13 protein-coding genes are annotated in these 18,297 nt (G+C 70.6%); 7 read left to right on the plus strand and 6 right to left on the minus strand.

What is annotated here, in order from left to right; translation table 11 throughout:
- The first annotated feature begins 1 nt into the window (after window position 1).
- Window positions 2-673 carry a response regulator gene (locus B7R87_RS04915; protein WP_006350190.1) on the plus strand — a complete coding sequence of 224 codons (672 nt, stop codon included), beginning with the start codon at window positions 2-4 and terminating at the stop codon, window positions 671-673.
- A gap of 104 nt (window positions 674-777) precedes the next feature.
- Here the strand turns inward: B7R87_RS04915 and B7R87_RS04920 are convergent, their stop codons facing one another.
- From B7R87_RS04920 to metH, 3 genes are all read right to left on the minus strand, one after another.
- Window positions 778-2,376: an ABC transporter substrate-binding protein gene (locus tag B7R87_RS04920; protein ID WP_040916764.1), complete on the minus strand. Its 1,599-nt coding sequence runs from the start codon at window positions 2,374-2,376 to the stop codon at window positions 778-780.
- Between the two features lie 393 nt (window positions 2,377-2,769).
- Window positions 2,770-3,471, minus strand: a complete 702-nt coding sequence (locus tag B7R87_RS04925; RefSeq protein WP_006350188.1) for an HAD family hydrolase — start codon at window positions 3,469-3,471, stop codon at window positions 2,770-2,772.
- A 201-nt stretch (window positions 3,472-3,672) separates the two neighbouring features.
- Window positions 3,673-7,191 (minus strand): methionine synthase, encoded by a 3,519-nt coding sequence (metH, locus tag B7R87_RS04930; RefSeq protein WP_006350187.1) that lies wholly within the window; start codon window positions 7,189-7,191, stop codon window positions 3,673-3,675.
- 418 nt (window positions 7,192-7,609) lie between these two features.
- Between metH and B7R87_RS04935 the strand changes: the two genes are divergently transcribed.
- The 6 genes from B7R87_RS04935 (at window position 7,610) to B7R87_RS04960 (ending at window position 15,306) form a co-directional block, all read left to right on the plus strand.
- Window positions 7,610-8,386 carry an IclR family transcriptional regulator gene (locus B7R87_RS04935; protein ID WP_006350186.1) on the plus strand — a complete coding sequence of 259 codons (777 nt, stop codon included), beginning with the start codon at window positions 7,610-7,612 and terminating at the stop codon, window positions 8,384-8,386.
- A gap of 599 nt (window positions 8,387-8,985) precedes the next feature.
- Window positions 8,986-9,771: an MIP/aquaporin family protein gene (locus B7R87_RS04940; protein ID WP_006350185.1), complete on the plus strand. Its 786-nt coding sequence runs from the start codon at window positions 8,986-8,988 to the stop codon at window positions 9,769-9,771.
- Between the two features lie 61 nt (window positions 9,772-9,832).
- Window positions 9,833-11,359, plus strand: a complete 1,527-nt coding sequence (gene glpK, locus B7R87_RS04945; protein ID WP_006350184.1) for a glycerol kinase GlpK — start codon at window positions 9,833-9,835, stop codon at window positions 11,357-11,359.
- Window positions 11,360-11,364: 5 nt separating this feature from the next.
- Window positions 11,365-12,975, plus strand: a complete 1,611-nt coding sequence (locus tag B7R87_RS04950; protein ID WP_006350183.1) for a glycerol-3-phosphate dehydrogenase/oxidase — start codon at window positions 11,365-11,367, stop codon at window positions 12,973-12,975.
- 131 nt (window positions 12,976-13,106) lie between these two features.
- Window positions 13,107-13,778, plus strand: coding sequence for a FadR/GntR family transcriptional regulator (locus B7R87_RS04955; RefSeq protein WP_006350182.1), 672 nt, complete (start codon window positions 13,107-13,109; stop codon window positions 13,776-13,778).
- A gap of 229 nt (window positions 13,779-14,007) precedes the next feature.
- The gene (locus B7R87_RS04960; protein WP_006350181.1) at window positions 14,008-15,306 is read left to right on the plus strand and encodes a PAC2 family protein; all 1,299 of its coding nucleotides are present in this window, start codon (window positions 14,008-14,010) and stop codon (window positions 15,304-15,306) included.
- 204 nt (window positions 15,307-15,510) lie between these two features.
- Here the strand turns inward: B7R87_RS04960 and mshC are convergent, their stop codons facing one another.
- The 3 genes from mshC to B7R87_RS04975 all read right to left on the minus strand — a co-directional run bounded on the left by mshC (window position 15,511) and on the right by B7R87_RS04975 (window position 18,291).
- Window positions 15,511-16,740 (minus strand): cysteine--1-D-myo-inosityl 2-amino-2-deoxy-alpha-D-glucopyranoside ligase, encoded by a 1,230-nt coding sequence (gene mshC, locus B7R87_RS04965; RefSeq protein WP_006350180.1) that lies wholly within the window; start codon window positions 16,738-16,740, stop codon window positions 15,511-15,513.
- A 157-nt stretch (window positions 16,741-16,897) separates the two neighbouring features.
- The gene (locus B7R87_RS04970; RefSeq protein ID WP_078902422.1) at window positions 16,898-17,737 is read right to left on the minus strand and encodes an SCO1664 family protein; all 840 of its coding nucleotides are present in this window, start codon (window positions 17,735-17,737) and stop codon (window positions 16,898-16,900) included.
- A complete protein-coding gene (locus B7R87_RS04975; protein WP_006350178.1) occupies window positions 17,701-18,291 on the minus strand; it encodes a DUF3090 domain-containing protein in 591 nt (196 codons plus the stop codon). The genes B7R87_RS04970 and B7R87_RS04975 overlap by 37 nt, the downstream gene beginning before the upstream one ends.
- Between the last annotated feature and the right edge of the window lie 6 nt (window positions 18,292-18,297).

An 18,297-nucleotide genomic window follows, 5' to 3' on the forward strand; every position in this document is an offset into this window, starting at 1 on the left:
CGTGGCAATCCGCGTTCTGCTGGTCGACGATCAGCCGCTGCTGCGTACCGGCTTCCGGATGATTCTCGAAGCGGAGCAGGACATCGCGGTCGTCGGCGAGGCCGGTGACGGCCTTCAGGCGCTCGACCAGGTGAGAGCGCTCCAGCCCGATGTGGTGCTGATGGACATCCGGATGCCGCGGATGGACGGGGTGGAGGCGACCCGGCAGATCACGGGTCCGGGTCGGGACGGTCCGGCGAAGGTGCTGGTGCTGACGACCTTCGATCTCGACGAGTACGTGGTGGAGGCGTTGCGGGCGGGGGCCAGCGGGTTTCTGCTCAAGGACGCCCCGGCGAACGAACTGGTGCAGGCGATCCGGGTGGTCGCGGCGGGTGAGGCGATGCTGGCGCCCAGCATCACCCGGCGGCTGCTCGACAAGTACGCGGGGCATCTGCCTTCGGGTGAGGAGCCGGTGCCGGACACGCTGCACACGCTGACCGACCGTGAGGTGGAGGTTCTGAAGCTGGTCGCGCGGGGTCTGTCGAACGCCGAGATCGCGGCGGATCTGTTCGTCAGCGAGACGACGGTGAAGACCCATGTGGGGCATGTGCTGACGAAGCTCGGGCTGCGGGACCGGGTGCAGGCCGCGGTGTACGCGTACGAGAGCGGTCTGGTGCGCCCGGGCGCGCAGTAGGTGCTCTCCCCCTCCGGGGGGGATGAACGGTGAAGCGGCGGCGGGCCGGGGCCCGCCGCCGCTTCGGCGTCTGTGGACGGCCCGCCCGGAGGGCGGGCCGCCGGTTACTTCTTGACCGCCCTCAGTTCCCAGATCTGGAGGTCGGAGGTGGAGTTGAGCAGCAGCTCGATACCGCCGACGCCCTTGCGGGCGGCGACGTACTGCCTGCCCTGCCAGAGCGGCAGCACGGGCACGTCGTCGGCGACGATGTCCTGCATGGTGCTGAACGCCCCGGCGGCCGCGGTCCGGTCGGCGTGGCGGCGCGACTGCGGGATCAGGCTGCGGATCTCGTTGCTGACGTAGGGCGAGTTGAGGAAGTTGTCCTTGTCGAGGAAGGGCGCGATGTAGTTGTCGGGGTCCGGGAAGTCGGGGAACCAGCCCATTCCGTAGACGGGGTACTCGCCGCGCTTCTGGGCGGCCCGGAAGGCGGACCATTCGGCGCCCTGGACGGTCACCTGGAACAGTCCGGACTTGTTGAGCTGGCTGCGCAGCACCTCGAACTCGCGGGCGGTTCCGGCCCCGTAGCGGTCGGTGGTGTAGTGGAGCTTGAGCTTGACCGGGGTGCGGATTCCGGCCTTCTTGAGGATCTTCTCGGCCTTCTCGACGCTCGGCTCGCCGTACTCGTTGTAGAAGGAGTTCTTGTGCGCGCCGATGCTGGCCGGGATGAGGGAGTAGAGCGGCTCGGCGGCGGAGCCGTAGACCTGTCCGGCGAGCTGGCCGCGGTCGATGACGGACGCCATGGCCTGCCGTACCGCCTTGTCCTTCACGGACGGGTCGGCGGTGTTGAAGGCGAGGTAGCGGATGGAGAGCCCGGGCATCTCGACGAGCTCGATGTCCTTGTTCCGGTTCGTGGTGAGGGTTTTGATCTGCTCCGGGGACATCTCCCGGGTCATCACGTCGATCTCCCCCGTCTCCAGCGCCTGGCCCATGGCCTTGGCGTCGGAGAAGACCCTCATCTCGACCTTCTTGTTGAGGACCTTGATATCGCCCTTGTAGGACTCGTTGCGGCTGAAGACGACCTTGCTGATCCGGTTGTCCTTGACCGTCGCCTTCATGGTGTACGGGCCGGAGCCGTCGACCTGGAAGCCGTCGCGGAGCTTCTTGCCCTCGTACTTCTTCTTGCTGACGATGCTCGCGACGGGCGTGGAGAGCTTGAACGGGAAGGTCGCGTCCGGGATGGAGAGGTGGAAGACGACGTCGTGGTCGCCCTTGGTCTCTATCTTGTCGACGGTGGAGAGGAGACCGGCGGTGCCGTTGTCCGAGTCGATGGCCCGGACCCGTTCGATGGAGAACTTGACGTCCTCGGCGGTGACCGCGGTGCCGTCGGCGAACTTCAGACCGCTGCGGAGCTTGCAGCGGAAGCTCTGGCTGGCGTTGTCGGTGAAGGAGCAGGATTCGGCGGCCTCGGGGGTGGGCAGTCCTCCGCCGTGCGGGGTGCGCATCAGGGTCTGGAGGCTGGGCCGCAGGACGTTCCAGGCGCCGGTGTCGTAGGCGTGTGCCGGGTCGAGGGGGGCGGAGTTGTCCTTGCCGCCGGTGATCTGGTCCGTGGTGCCCACGACAATGGTTCCCCCGCCGGAGGCGCCGCCCTTCGAGTCGCCGCAGGCGACGAGCACGGGCGCGAGCAGGCCGACCACGGCCGGCAGCACCAAAGTCTTACGGTTCATCCTGGACGTTCTCCTCATCCGGCACTGGGTACTGCGTGCGAGGAGTCCCCGCCGCGCCGCCCGTTCGGGACGGTGCGATCCATCCGGGAATCCGGCGCGGTCGGCCCCGGTTTCGCGACGGTGGTACGGCGCCGGGGCGTGTCGGTGGTGCGGTGAGGACTCGCGAAGACATTAGTCGGAGCCGTCAGGGCCGGTGGACCGGGCAGCAGTTGGGCCGTAATCGCTGAGTGACCGGCCATATCCCGGCCGCAACACCCATCACCCGGAATGATTCGTACACGACTCCATCAATACGGACACAAGGATCCGCCCCGGGGGCCGCGGGGGGTCGACGGGACGGACAACGGCATACCGTCCAGCACACGCAGAGTGACGAATGTCACGTAGGAAAACTTATGGGCGGGGTTCGGTCATCAGGGCCCGGAGGAATGCCAGGTCGACGGAGCGCAGGGAGTCCACGACGACCCGGCCCGGGGCGGCGGGGATCGGCGCCACGGAGGGCACGGCGACCACGCGGCAGCCCGCCGCCTCGGCGGAGGCCACCCCGGTGGCGGTGTCCTCGACGACGGCGCAGCGCCACGGCGCGACACCCAGGCCCTGTGCGGCCAGCAGATAGGGATCCGGGTGCGGCTTGGTCCGCGGCACCTCGTCACCGGCGACAGAGAGCGCGAAGTCGTGCGGGAGGGAGTCCAGGACCCGGTCGATGATCCGCCGGTGGGAGGCGGAGACCAGGGCGGTCGGCATGCCGGCCGCGGCCAGTTCGGTCAGGAGTCCCGCCGCGCCCGGCATCAGCGGCACCCCTTCGCTGATGCGCTTCTCGAAGGCGTCGTTGAGCAGGACGGTCAGCTCCGGCAGGGCGATATCGGCGCCGGTGACCTCGATCAGATAGCCGGCGCTGCGGGTCATCGGGCCGCCGACGACGACCTCGCGCCAGGCGTCGTCCAGCTCATGGCCGAGGTCGGCGAAGACCCGGACCTCCGCGTCCCACCAGAAACCCTCCGTGTCCACCAGGGTGCCGTCCATGTCCAGCAGAACGGCGCCGAGGGCCGAGCCGTCCGCCGTACGGGCGAGGGACGCGGGGATCGCGCTGGTCATCGGCATACCTCCGGAAGGGACGAGAAGGCCGGCCGCCTCTCCCCTCGGCTTCCCCGCTGGGACAGGCGACCGGCCTGCGTTGGACCGACAAGTGTACGACTCGGGCGGCCTGAATGCTCTGTTTTACCCACCGCATGGCCCACCGCATGACCCACCGCAGTCGGCCGTTGGTGTGACAGTCCGACTACCTCACGATTCCGGTCACCGGGCGTTGAAGTACTTGGCCTCCGGGTGATGGATCACGATGGCGTCCGTGGACTGCTCGGGGTGGAGCTGGAACTCCTCGGAGAGCCGGACGCCGATCCGCTCGGGCTGCAGCAGTTCGGCGATCTTTGCCCGGTCCTCCAGATCGGGGCAGGCTCCGTAGCCGAGGGAGAAGCGCGCGCCGCGGTACTTGAGCGCGAACATGTCCTCCACGGCATCCGGGTCCTCGCCGCCGAAGCCGAGTTCGGCCCGGACCCTGGCGTGCCAGTACTCGGCCAGCGCCTCGGCCAGCTGGACGGAGAGCCCGTGCAGCTCCAGATAGTCGCGGTAGGCGTCGCCCGCGAACAGTTCGGCGGTGGCCTCGCCGATCTTCGATCCGACGGTGACGACCTGGAAGCCGACGACGTCCCGCTGTCCCGACTCCTCGGGCCGGAAGAAGTCGGCCAGGCAGAGCCTGCGGCCGCGGCGCTGGCGCGGGAAGGAGAAGCGGGTCCGCTCGGAGCCGTCCTCGTTGAGGACGATGAGGTCGTCGCCCTTGGAGACGCAGGGGAAGTAGCCGTACACGACGGCCGCTTCGAGCAGGTTCCGGGTGTGGAGCTGGTCCAGCAGCCCGCGCAGCCGCGGCCGCCCCTCGGTCTCGACCAGTTCCTCGTAGCTCGGGCCGTCGCCGGTGCGGTTCTGCTTGAGGCCCCACTGCCCCTTGAAGAGCGCGCCTTCGTCCAGCCAGGACGCGTACTCCTTGAGCTGGATGCCCTTGATGACCCGGGTGCCCCAGAACGGCGGTTCGGGTACGGGGTTGTCGACGGCGACGTCGGAGCGGGCCGCGCCCTCCTCGGGGCGCTCCTCGACCGCGGTCGCCGCCGGCCGTACCCGGCGCTGCTTCAGCTCGGGCAGGGCGGCGCCGGGGACGCCGCGCTTGACCCCGATCAGGGCGTCCATCAGCCGGAGGCCCTCGAAGGCGTCACGGGCGTAGCGGACCTCGCCCTCGTACAGCTCGTGCAGGTCCTGTTCGACATAGGCCCGGGTCAGGGCGGCGCCGCCGAGGATCACGGGGTAGTCCGCCGCGATCTTCCGCTGGTTCATCTCCTCCAGGTTCTCCTTCATGATCACCGTGGATTTGACCAGCAGACCCGACATGCCGATGACATCGGCCCGGTGCTCCTCGGCGGCCTCCAGGATCGCGGAGACGGGCTGCTTGATACCGAGGTTGACGACGTTGTAGCCGTTGTTGGAGAGGATGATGTCGACGAGGTTCTTGCCGATGTCGTGGACGTCGCCTCGTACGGTGGCGAGCACGATCGTGCCCTTGCCCTCCGCGTCCGACTTCTCCATATGCGGTTCCAGATGGGCCACCGCGTTCTTCATGACCTCCGCGGACTGGAGGACGAACGGCAGCTGCATCCGGCCCGAGCCGAAGAGCTCGCCGACGACCTTCATTCCCTCCAGGAGGGTTTCGTTGACGATGTCGAGGGCGGGCCGGTCGCGCAGCGCCTCGTCGAGGTCGGCCTCCAGGCCGTTCTTCTCGCCGTCGATGATCCGGCGCTGGAGCCGCTCCTCCAGCGGCAGGGAGAGGAGCTCCTGGGCCTTGCCCGCCTTGAGGGATTTGGTGTCGACGCCCTCGAAGAGCTCCATCAGCTTCTGGAGCGGGTCGTAGTCCTCGCGGCGCCGGTCGTAGATGAGGTCGAGCGCGGTGCCGACCTGCTCGTCGTCGAAGCGGGCGATCGGCAGGATCTTGGAGGCGTGGACGATGGCGGAGTCGAGTCCGGCCTTGACGCACTCGTCGAGGAAGACCGAGTTCAGCAGGATGCGGGCGGCCGGGTTGAGGCCGAAGGAGATATTGGAGAGGCCGAGGGTGGTCTGGACGTCCGGGTGACGCCGCTTCAGCTCCCGGATGGCCTCGATGGTGTGCACGCCGTCGCGGCGGGACTCCTCCTGGCCGGTGCAGATGGTGAAGGTGAGGGTGTCGACGAGGATGTCGGACTCGTGGATGCCCCAGTTGCCGGTGAGGTCGGCGATCAGCCGCTGGGCGACGGCGACCTTGTTCTCGACGGTACGGGCCTGGCCCTCCTCGTCGATGGTGAGCGCGATCAGCGCGGCGCCGTGCTCCTGCGCCAGCCGGGTGACCTGGGCGAAGCGGGATTCGGGGCCGTCGCCGTCCTCGTAGTTGACGGAGTTGATGACGGCCCGGCCGCCGAGCTTCTCCAGTCCGGCCCGGATGACGTCGACCTCGGTGGAGTCCAGCACGATCGGGAGGGTGGAGGCGGTGGCGAACCGGCCGGCCAGTTCGGCCATGTCTGCGACGCCGTCCCGGCCCACGTAGTCGACGCAGAGGTCGAGCATATGGGCGCCTTCGCGGATCTGGTCGCGGGCCATCTCGACGCAGTCGTCCCAGCGGGCTTCCAGCATCGCGTCGCGGAACTTCTTGGAACCGTTGGCGTTGGTCCGCTCACCGATCGCGAGGTACGAGGTGTCCTGGCGGAACGGCACGGTCTGGTAGAGGGAGGCGGCACCCGGCTCGGGGCGCGGCTCGCGCTCGGGAGGCGTCAGCCCGCGGACCCGCTCGACGACCTGGCGCAGATGCTCGGGGGTCGTACCGCAGCAGCCGCCGATGAGGGAGAGCCCGTACTCCTGGACGAAGGTCTCCTGGGCGTCGGCCAGGCCCTCGGCGTCCAGCGGGAAGTAGGCGCCGTCCTTGCCGAGGACGGGGAGACCGGCGTTGGGCATGCAGAGCAGCGGGATACGGGAGTGGCGGGCGAGATAGCGCAGGTGCTCGCTCATCTCGGCGGGGCCGGTGGAGCAGTTCAGCCCGATCATGTCGATGCCGAGCGGTTCCAGCGCGGTGAGCGCGGCACCGATCTCGGAGCCCAGAAGCATGGTGCCGGTGGTCTCGAAGGCCATCGAACACAGCAGCGGCAGCTCGATGCCGGTGGCCTCCATGGCGCGCCGGGAGCCGAGGATCGCGGCCTTGGTCTGGAGCAGGTCCTGGGTGGTCTCGACCAGCAGGGCGTCCGCACCGCCGGCGATCAGCCCCTCGGCGTTGGCCTGGAAACCGTCGCGCAGGGTGATGTACGGGGCGTGGCCGAGGGTCGGCAGCTTGGTGCCGGGCCCGATGGAGCCGAGGACCCAGCGCTGCCCGCCGCCCGAAGCGGTGTAGGCATCGGCGACCTCGCGGGCGATCCGGGCGCCCGCCTCGGACAGTTCGTGGATGCGGTCGGCGATCTCGTACTCGCCCAGGGCGGACTGGTTGGCGCCGAAGGTATTGGTCTCGACGCAGTCGACACCGGCGTCGAAGTAGGCCTCGTGGACCGAGCGGACGATGTCCGGACGGGTGACGTTGAGAACCTCGTTGCAGCCTTCCAGGTCCTGGAAGTCCTCCATCGTGGGGTCCTGGGCCTGGAGCATGGTGCCCATGGCCCCGTCGGCGACGACGACCCGGTTGGCGAGGGCCTCGCGGAGACCGGCGATCCGGGCCCGGCTGTCTGCGGAGGGTACGGAAGGGGTGGGCGACGAGGCCATGAACGGGCTCCCTGGGATGCGACGGCTGTCGGCTTTGCGGCTTCCGGCGGGAAGGCGCACGGAGTCAGGGTAACCGGGCGCGGCGCCGGACGGTGAGGCCGTCCCATCCGGCGGACGTACGGAATGAGCCCCTCCGCCGGATGGCGGGGTACGGTCCGGGGCCGGCCGCCGCCTTCCGGCCGGGCCCGGCGGCGGGGGAAGGAGTGCGGCGGATACGGCCGTGCGGCTGATTCCCCGGAAGGTACCGGGCGGTAGGGCCGGACCGGCCGGTGGTTCCGGCGGCCGACTCCCAGGTCTCCCAGGTTTGTGGGGTTCTCGTGAAGCTTTCGGCCGCGAGATACTCACTCAGCAGCAGGCATGGTCGACATCGGCCGATAGTGTTCAGCATTGTCGAACAGCAGTGGAGAGGGCCGATCCGATGGCGAAGAACATTCAGTCGCTGGAGCGCGCGGCGGCGATGCTGCGGCTGCTCGCGGGCGGCGAGCGCCGGCTCGGCCTGTCGGACATCGCCTCGTCGCTCGATCTGGCCAAGGGGACCGCCCACGGCATTCTCCGTACGCTCCAGGCCGAGGGCTTCGTCGAGCAGGACCCGGCGTCCGGCCGCTACCAGCTCGGCGCGGAGCTGCTCCGGCTGGGCAACAGCTATCTCGACGTCCACGAGCTGCGCGCCCGCGCCCTGGTGTGGACGGACGATCTGGCCCGCTCCAGCGGCGAGAGCGTCCACCTCGGAGTGCTGCACCAGCACGGGGTCCTCATCGTCCACCACGTCTTCCGGCCCGACGACAGCCGTCAGGTGCTGGAGGTCGGCGCGATGCAGCCGCTGCACTCCACGGCCCTGGGGAAGGTGCTGGCCGCGTACGACCCGGTGGCGCACTCGGAGGCCGTCGAGGCGGAGCGCAAGACCTTCACTCCGCTGACCGTGACCGGACTCGACGAGTTCGAGTCCGTCCTGGCGGAGACCAGGGCCCGGGGCTGGGGCGCGGACGTGGAGGAGACATGGGAGGGCGTGGCGGCGGTCGCGGCGCCCGTCCACGACCGGCGCCGGATGCCGGTGGGCGCGGTCGCCATCACGGGGGCCGTGGAACGGGTGTGCGAGATCCGGGAGGAGCGGCGGGAGCTGCGCCCGGAACTGATCACAGCGGTACGGGAGTGCGCCAGGGCGGTCTCGCGGGATCTGGGCGCCGGACGCTTCTGAGCCGCGGCCGGGCCCGGCGCGTCCCGCGCGGTCCGGACGGGCCGGTGCCGGGTCGGGCGCGCGTTCCGTGCGTTCCGTGCGTTCTGCACCGGGGACGTACGGCATCGCGCGCCCGTCCGGGCCGGCTCCGTACCGGAATGCCCCCACGGAAGGGGCCCGCCACGACACCCCCTGCCGCACGGCGCTGCCGGGGCCCCCGGCCCGCTCCTACCGCGCGCCGGACCCCGCCGGACCTCTCCGGACCCCTTCGGACCTCTTGAGAGAAGGGCCGCACACCGGTCCGGCGCATGACATCGAGCGCAATGGCGATTCCGGGCGCATCATCGGATAACCGTACATTTCCATAGAGTCACCACTCGCCGGAACGGTTGCACTGGTTCCGGTTTTTCCGAACCTCAGGGCGTCCAGGCCTTGACGGCATGTTGAGGCGGAGGAAAACTGCCGTTCATCGGTCGGCATTGTCGAACGACTGACGAAAATCCGCGTTAGAGTGTGACAGCGCCCAAGGACCGATACCGCCCCGCTGGCTCCCGCCGCGGGGCGCGAGCCACCGGAGGAGCCGGGGTTCGCCATACCTGGACAAGGACAAAGGAGTCGCGGTGTCCAGCTCCAATATCTTCATCGGCGAAATCATCGGTACCGCCGTTCTCATCCTGCTCGGCGGCGGTGTGGTCGCCGCCGTCTCGCTGAAGAAGTCCAAGGCGCGCGGTGCGGGCTGGCTGGCCATCACCTTCGGCTGGGGTTTCGCCGTGATGACCGCCGTGTACATGACGAGTTCCCTCTCCGGCGCCCATCTGAACCCCGCCGTCACCGTGGGTATCGCCATCAAGGACGGGACCTGGTCGAACGTCCCGTACTACATCCTGGGCCAGGTCCTCGGCGCGATGATCGGCGCCGCTCTGGTCGTGGTCGCCTACTACGGGCAGTTCATGGCGCACCTCAACGACCGCGAGATCATCGGCGATCCCGCGGACAAGCCGCTCATCGAAGGCTCCCAGGGCGGAAACGCCGGGCCGGTCCTCGGCATCTTCTCCACCGGCCCCGAGATCCGGATCGCCTGGCAGAACCTCGCCACCGAGATCCTCGGTACGGCCGTCCTCGTGCTCGCCGTGCTCACCCAGGGCCTGAACGCCGAGGGCAAGGGGCTGAGCACCCTCGGCGCCCTGATCACCGCCTTCGTCGTGGTCGGCATCGGCCTCTCCCTCGGCGGCCCGACGGGCTACGCCATCAACCCGGCCCGTGACCTCGGTCCCCGGATCGTCCACGCCCTGCTCCCGCTGCCCAACAAGGGCGGCTCGGACTGGAGCTATGCGTGGATCCCCGTGGTGGGACCGCTCGCGGGCGGTGCCCTCGCAGCGGGTATCTACGATCTCGCGTTCGCCTGAGACGGGATCCGAGTCCCGTGAGACACCATCGACCACCGAGCCTTCCGAGCAGGAGCACCCCGTGACCGACGCACACACCGCCGGACCGTTCATCGCCGCCATCGACCAGGGCACCACGTCCAGTCGCTGCATCGTCTTCGACAAGGACGGCCGGATCGTTTCGGTCGACCAGAAGGAGCACGAGCAGATCTTCCCGAAGCCGGGCTGGGTCGAGCACAACGCCGCCGAGATCTGGACCAATGTCCAGGAAGTGGTGGCGGGCGCCCTCTCCAAGGCCGGGATCACCCGGGACGACGTGAAGGCGATCGGCATCACCAACCAGCGCGAGACCACGCTGCTGTGGGACCGCGCCACCGGTGAGCCGGTGCACAACGCGATCGTCTGGCAGGACACCCGTACCGACGCGCTCTGCCGGGAACTGGGCCGCAACGTCGGCCAGGACCGCTTCCGCCGCGAGACCGGGCTGCCGCTCGCCAGCTACTTCGCCGGGCCGAAGGTCCGCTGGCTGCTGGACAACGTCGAGGGCCTGCGCGAGCGCGCCGAACGCGGCGACATCCTCTTCGGCACCATGGACTCCTGGGTCATCTGGAACCTCACCGGCGGAGTCGACGGCGGTGTCCACGTCACGGACGTGACCAATGCGTCGCGCACCATGCTGATGAACCTCCACACCATGGCGTGGGACGACAAGATCCTCACCTCCATGGAGGTGCCCGCGGCGGTCCTGCCGGAGATCCGCTCCTCCTCCGAGGTGTACGGCACCGCCAAGGGCGGCGTCCTCGACGGTGTCCCCGTCGCGTCCGCGCTCGGTGACCAGCAGGCCGCCCTCTTCGGCCAGACCTGCTTCTCCGAGGGCGAGGCCAAGTCCACGTACGGCACCGGCACCTTCATGCTGATGAACACCGGCGGCACCCCGGTGAACTCGTACAACGGGCTGCTGACCACGGTCGGCTACCGGATCGGCGACCAGGCCCCGGTCTACGCCCTGGAAGGCTCCATCGCCGTCACCGGCTCCCTGGTGCAGTGGATGCGCGACCAGATGGGGCTGATCAAATCGGCCGCCGAGATCGAGACCCTCGCCCTGTCCGTGGAGGACAACGGCGGCGCCTACGTCGTCCCCGCCTTCTCCGGCCTCTTCGCCCCCTACTGGCGGTCGGACGCCCGCGGTGTGATCGCCGGTCTGACCCGGTACGTGACCAAGGCGCACATCGCCCGGGCCGTGCTGGAGGCCACCGCCTGGCAGACCCGTGAGATCACGGACGCCATGACCAAGGACTCCGGCGTCGAGCTGACCGCCCTCAAGGTCGACGGCGGAATGACCTCCAACAACCTGCTGATGCAGACCCTCGCCGACGTTCTGGACGCACCCGTCGTGCGCCCGATGGTCGCCGAGACCACCTGCCTCGGCGCGGCCTACGCCGCCGGCCTCGCGGTCGGCTTCTGGCCGGACACCGACGCGCTCCGCGCCAACTGGCGCCGGGCCGCCGAATGGACCCCTCGCATGGACGCCGACCGGCGCCGGAGCGAGTACAAGAACTGGCTCAAGGCCGTCGAGCGGACCATGGGCTGGATCGAGCACGAGGAGTAAGCGAAATGACCACCCTGCAGAGCGTTCCGGCCCTCGGGACGCACCCGGCCGCAGGCTCCCTGCCGGGCCGTGCCGAGACCCGGGAGCAGCTGGCCCGGGCCACCTACGATCTTCTGGTGATCGGCGGCGGCATCCTGGGCATCTCCACCGCCTGGCACGCCGCCCAGGCCGGTCTGCGGGTGGCCCTGGTGGACGCCGGCGACTTCGCCGGCGCCACCTCCTCCGCCTCCTCCAAGCTGCTCCACGGCGGTCTGCGCTACCTCCAGACCGGTGCGGTGAAGCTGGTCGCGGAGAACCACTTCGAGCGGCGGGCGGTCTCCCGCGAGGTCGCCCCCCACCTCTCCAACCCGCTCACCTTCTATCTGCCCGTCTACAAGGGCGGGCCGCACGGTGCGGCCAAGCTGGGCGCCGGTGTCTTCGCGTACTCGGCCCTCTCCGCCTTCGGCGACGGCGTCGGCCATGTGATCAGCCCGTCCCGGGCCCGCCGGGACGTGCCCGAGCTGCGCACCGACGGTCTGAAGGCCGTCGCGGTCTACGGCGACGACCAGATGAACGACGCCCGGATGGCGCTCATGACGGTCCGTGCAGCCGTCGCCGCGGGTGCCACCGTCCTCAACCACGCGGAGGTCACCGGACTGCGATTCACCAAGAGCCGGGTGAGCGGTGCCGACCTCAGGGACCGCACCGACGGCACCGAGTTCGGCGTCACCGCCCGGCTGGTCCTCAACGCCACCGGCCCGTGGGTGGACCATCTGCGGCGGATGGAGGACCCGAACGCGGCCCCGTCGATCCGGCTCTCCAAGGGCGCGCACCTGGTCCTCAAGCGCACCTCCCCCTGGCGGGCGGCGCTGGCCACCCCGATCGACAAGTACCGCATCACCTTCGCCCTGCCGTGGGAGGACATGCTCCTGCTCGGTACGACGGACGAGATGTACGAGGGCGACCCCGCCGATGTGTCGGTCACCGAGAAGGACACCGCGCAGATCCTCGACGAGGCCGCCTTCTCGGTCCGGGACCAGCAGCTCTCCCGCGATCTGATCACGTACTCCTTCGCCGGACTGCGGGTGCTGCCGGGCGGTCCCGGCGACACCTCCCAGGCCAAGCGGGAGACCGTGGTCACCGAGGGCACGGGCGGCATGCTGTCGATCGCGGGCGGCAAGTGGACGACCTTCCGCCATATCGGCCGTACGATCATGAACAAGCTGGCGGCCCTGCCCGGACACTCGCTGGCCGAGGACATGACGCCGATGTCCGGCCTGCCGCGGAAGCTTCCGCTGCCCGGCATAGCCAACCCGCGCGCGGTCGAGCACCGGCTGCTGGTCGACGGGCCGGCGCCCGGCCCCCGGATGGCCGCGGACACCGCCCGTCACCTCGCCACCCACTACGGTTCGCTGGCGTTCGACATCGCCCGGCTCGCCAACGACGACCCGGCGCTGGCCGAGCGGATCCACCCCGACGCCCCGGAGATCTGGGCCCAGGTGGTGTACGCGCGCGACCACGAGTGGGCCGAGACCGCGGACGACGTACTGCGCCGCCGTACCACGCTGACCATCCGTGGTCTGGCCACGGACGACATCCGGGGCCGGGTGGAGGGTCTGCTGACGCAGCGGTCCTGACCCCCGCGGGTGCCCGCCCCCCTTGCGGGCACCCGTTCGCACCCCCGTCGTGGGCGGCTCCGCCGGAGCCGCCCACGCGGTACTCTCGGACACCGTCAGACGTCCGATGACTCACGGGACGGGGGCGCCTCATGGCCGTCACGGACGACGCGATCGAGAAGATCAAAGACATGATCGTCTCGGGCGAGCTGCGGCCCGGCGACCGGCTCCCCCGGGAGAGCGAACTGGCCGCCGGTCTCGGACTGTCGCGCAATTCCCTGCGGGAGGCCGTCCGGGCGCTCTCGGTGATCCGGATCCTCGACGTCCGCCAGGGCGACGGCACCTATGTGACCAGTCTCGACGCCCGGATGCTGAGGGAGGCGCTCCGTTTCGTCGCGGACTGCCACCGCGACGACACGGCGCCGGAGTTCCTTGCCGTACGCCGGATTCTGGAGCCCGCCGCGACGGGTCTCGCGGCGGGCCGGATCACCGGTGCCGCACTCGCGGAGCTGGGCGCGCAGGTGGATGCGCTGGGCCCGGAGCCCTCGGTGGACGAGCTGGTCGAAGCCGATCTCGCCTTCCACCGCGACATCGCCCGCTGGTCGGGCAATTCGGTCCTGTGCGCCCTGCTCGACGGGCTGTCCGGACCGGCGACCCGGGACCGGATCTGGCGGGGGCTGAGCCGGGAGGGCGAGATCGGGACCGCCCTCGACGAACACCGGGCGATCCTGGCCGCACTGCGCGACGGGGACGCGGAAGCGGCCCGCTCCTGGGCGACCGTGCACATCGCGAGCGTGGAGCGGTGGCTCCGCTCGGCGCACTGAGACGGCGCGCTCCCCGGACCGCTCCGGAGACCGGCTGCCGCGGAAGCCGCCCGGCGCAATCGGAAAATGCTCGGAATCTCCTGGTAACAGCTCGGATGAATCACCGGTGTTGGGGGCAAGGAAACGGACGGACACCCGTTCACCCGGCCGTGCACAGGGGCTGCGGTGGCACCGCCCGAAAGCCGTAAGGTTGGGGCGTACGAGAGGGAACTTCGGAAGGAGGCACTGGGTGATCGAGCTCGAGGGGGTACCCGAGCTGATCGACCCGGTCATGGTGGCCGCGTTCGAGGGCTGGAACGACGCCGGCGACGCCGCCTCCACCGCGGTCGCACATCTGGACCGGGAGTGGAAGGGCGAGGTCTTCGCGGCACTCGACGCCGAGGACTACTACGACTTCCAGGTCAACCGGCCCACGGTGTACATGGACGGCGGAGTACGGAAGATCACCTGGCCCACGACCCGGCTGTCGGTGGTCCGGGTGGGCGGCGACAAGCCCCGTGATCTGGTGCTGGTACGCGGTATCGAACCGTCCATGCGCTGGCGTTCGTTCTGCAATGAAATCCTCGGATTCGCCCATGAACTGGGCGTGGAGATGGTGGTGATCCTCGGGGCACTGCTCGGGGACACCCCGCACACCCGGCCGGTCCCGGTCAGCGGAATCACCTCCGACCCCGATCTGGCCCGGACGCTGGACCTGGAGGAGACCCGGTACGAGGGGCCGACGGGCATCGTCGGCATCCTCCAGGAGGCGTGCACGCACGCCGGGGTGCCCGCGGTGAGCCTGTGGGCGGCGGTGCCGCACTATGTGTCGCAGCCGCCGAACCCCAAGGCGACGCTGGCGCTGCTGAACCGGCTGGAGGATCTGATCGGCCTGCGGATCCCGCTGGGCGAACTGCCCGAGGACGCGCGGGCCTGGCAGCTGGGCGTGGACCAGCTCGCGGCCGAGGACTCCGAGGTCGCCGAGTACGTCCAGACGCTGGAGGAGGCGCGCGACACGGCGGAGCTGCCGGAGGCTTCGGGCGAGGCCATCGCCCGCGAGTTCGAGCGCTATCTGCGGCGGCGGGACGGCGGTCCGGGCGCGGTCGGCGGACTGGGGCCGGGCCCGGGTGTCGGTCCGGATCCGGGCGAACCGGGACCGGGCGGTTCCGCCGGTACGGCCGGTGGCTCGTATCTGCGCGATCCGTCGGGCGGGCTCGGACGTGCGTCCAAGGCGCGGTGGCCGGAGCGCGACGAGGCGGCCGATGCGCGGGACCGGGAGCCGGACGCCGAGACCGGGGCCGGCGATGGGGTCGGCGACGGGCAGGGGGAGGGGGACTCGGCCGGTGACGGGCGGCCCGACGGCTCCGCTGATTCCGACGGCTCAGACGGCTCGGGCAGCTCCGGCAGCGGCAGTTCCGGTTCCGGCTCGGAAGCGGATTCCGGGACCGATTCGAACCCGGCACCCGAGTCCGACGAGGGCTCCGGTTCCGGTTCCGACTCCGGTTCCGACTCCGACTCCGACTCCGACTCCGACGGGAAGAACACCTGACGCCGAGGGCGTCGGCCGAGCGGCGGGGACGCCGCCCGCACTCCGCGGGCGCGTCCCCGTCGTGCTGAGTTCACCCGCCCCGTGCGGCCCGGGCCGTCGGACGACAGCAGCCTCACCAGGGAATTGGTCTTCCCCCGGTGAGGCTGCTCGGTATCTACTCGGTGGCTGTCCCTGCTTCTTCAGCGGTCCGTCGCGGGGCGGAGGTCAGAGCGCCACGCCCAGCAGCGCGTCCACGGTCCGGGAGACGAGGCCCGGGGCGTCCTCTTCGGTTCCGCCCGCCGACCGCTGGAGTTCGGCCCAGCGGTCGACCGCAGCGAGCGCGGCCGGTGCGTCGAGATCGTCGGCGAGTGCGGTACGGACCTCCTCCAGCATCGCGTCGGCGGACGGCCCGTCGGGGCGGGACACCGCGGCACGCCAGCGGGCGAGGCGCTCCTCGGCGGCCGTGAGATCCGCGTCCGTCCACTCCCAGTCGCTGCGGTAGTGGTGGGCGAGGAGCGCGAGCCGGATAGCGGCCGGGTCGGTGCCGGCCCGGCGCAGGGCCGAGACGAAGACCAGGTTGCCCCGGGACTTCGACATCTTCTCGCCGTCCAGCGCGACCATTCCGGCGTGGACGTACGCCTGGGCGAAGGGGTGCTCGCCGGTGAGCGCCTGGGCGTGCGATGCGCCCATCTCGTGATGGGGGAAGACCAGGTCGGAGCCGCCGCCCTGGATGTCGAAGCCCATGCCGAGGTGGTCGAGGGCGATGGCCACGCACTCGATGTGCCAGCCGGGGCGGCCGGGGCCCAGGGTGCCGCCGTCCCAGTGCGGTTCGCCGTCCCGGGCGGCCAGCCACAGGACCGGGTCGAGGGGGTTCTTCTTGCCCGGCCGGTCGGGGTCGCCGCCGCGTTCGGCGGAGAGCAGCCTCATGGCCTCGGCGTCGAGACGGGAGACCTCGCCGAAGTGCGGGTCGCTCTCCACCGAGAAGTAGGTGTCGCCGTCGAGGTCGTAGGCGGCCCCGGCGTCGCGGAGCCGTTCCACGAGCGGGACGATGCGGGGTATCGACTCGACCGCACCGATGTAGTGGCGCGGCGGCAGCATCCGCAGGGCCGTCATGTCCTCGCGGAACAGCTTGGTCTCGCGCTGCGCGAGCTCCGTCCAGTCCTCGCCGTCCCGGACGGCGCGCTCCAGGAGCGGATCGTCGACGTCCGTGACGTTCTGGACGTAGTGAACCTGTCGCTTCGTGTCGAGCCACACGCGCTGAACGAGGTCGAACGCGTTGTAAGTCGCCGCGTGACCCAGATGGGTCGCGTCGTACGGGGTGATACCGCAGACGTAGAGACGGGCGACGGGACCGGGTGCGAGGGTGACTCGTTCACCGGTCGCGGTGTCGTGAATCCTGAGGTCGCGGCCCTTGCCGGGCAGGGCGGGGACCTCGGAAGCGGGCCAGGCATGCATGCATCCGAGCCTAACCTCAGCCCCCGCGCCGACGCTGCCGCGGGGTGCAACGATCTTGGCGTGAGCCTCCGTGCCCCAGGCTTCCCCGGGCCCGGCCCGGCGAAACCCCCGGGGCCGCAAAGCCACAGCGAGCGGCGCTCGCCGCGGACGGGGACGGTCAGACCGGGGGCCAGGGAATGGCCGGCCACTCCCCCGTCGGCTCCGGATGGGTGCCGGTGGTCCGGAGCCGGTCCACGCGCACGCGGACGCCGTCGACCTCGGTGGCGGTCAGCAGCTCGGCCAGCCGGATGGCCAGTGGCCCGTCGGGGCGCAGGGCGTCCGCGAGCCGTGCCAGGGCCGCCACGGCGTCCGGCGGCAGCGCCTCGCCCGCCCAGCCCCACAGGAGGGTACGGAGCCGGGCTTCGGCGTTGAAGGTGACGCCGTGGTCGATCGCGTACAGCGCCCCGTCCACCGCGGGCAGCAGATGGCCGCCCTTGCGGTCACCGTTGTTGATCACCGCGTCGAGTACGGCGAGTCTGCGCAGGCGGTCGTCGTCCGCGTGGACGAGGAGCGCGGTGCGGCCCTCGCCGACCTCGGCGAGGCCGACGGCCTTCCAGCCGTCGTCCGGTTCGTCGCCGTCGACCAGGGCGAGCAGTCCGGCGTCGGGATCCGCTTCGATCCACAGCTGGACCATGCCGCGGCCGTAGGGGCCGTCGCGCAGCACGGTCGGCGGGACGAGTCCCCAGCCGAGCGCCTCGGAGACCTCCCAGGCGGCGACCTCGCGCTCGGCGAGGGTGCCGTCGGGGAAGTCCCACAGGGGGCGCTCACCGGTGACGGGCTTGTAGACGCAGCTCGCTTCCTCGCCCTCGTACGCCACCGTGCAGAGCAGCACCGCGTTGGACGCCCCGGGGATCCGGCCGCGCACGGTCAGCTCGCCCCGGCCGAGGAGGCGGAGCGCTCCGGTACGGTCGCCGGGTGCGGTCACGCCCCCCGGCGGTATCCGTTCTGGCGCGGGCATACGTGTCCTTCCGGGTCGAGCGGGAGGCTGCACAGGGGGCACGGCGGGCGGCCCGCGTTGACGACGTCGAGGGCGCGTTTGGCGAAGGCCCGGGCCTGGGCACCGGTGAGCCGGACCCGGAGCATCGGGGGGCCGTTCTCCTCGTCCTGGAGCAGTCGCTCCTCGGCCTCGGCGAGGTCCTCCTCCGAGTCGGCCTCCAGCTCGACCAGGGCCTGGGCTTCGACGATCATGCGCTGTTCCTCGCCGTCCCAGGCCAGCGCCATGGTCCCGACCCGGAACTCCTCCTCGACGGGGGCGTCGAGCGGAGCGGTGTCGGCGATGTCGGCGGGGGCCACCGCGGGCACCGGGGCATTGCCTCCGGTACGGCGTACGACTTCGTCGAGGAGCTCGTCGATGCGCTCGGCCAACGCCGCCACCTGGGTCTTCTCCAGGGCGACACTGGTGACGCGGCCTCCGGCTGACGCCTGGAGGAAGAACGTACGGCGTCCGGGGAGCCCGACCGTACCGGCCACGAACCGGTCCGGCGGGTCGTAGAGGAACACCTGACGGGACACGCTCTG

It is taken from the genome of Streptomyces tsukubensis (assembly GCF_003932715.1).
In the GTDB taxonomy this organism is placed as follows: domain Bacteria; phylum Actinomycetota; class Actinomycetes; order Streptomycetales; family Streptomycetaceae; genus Streptomyces; species Streptomyces tsukubensis.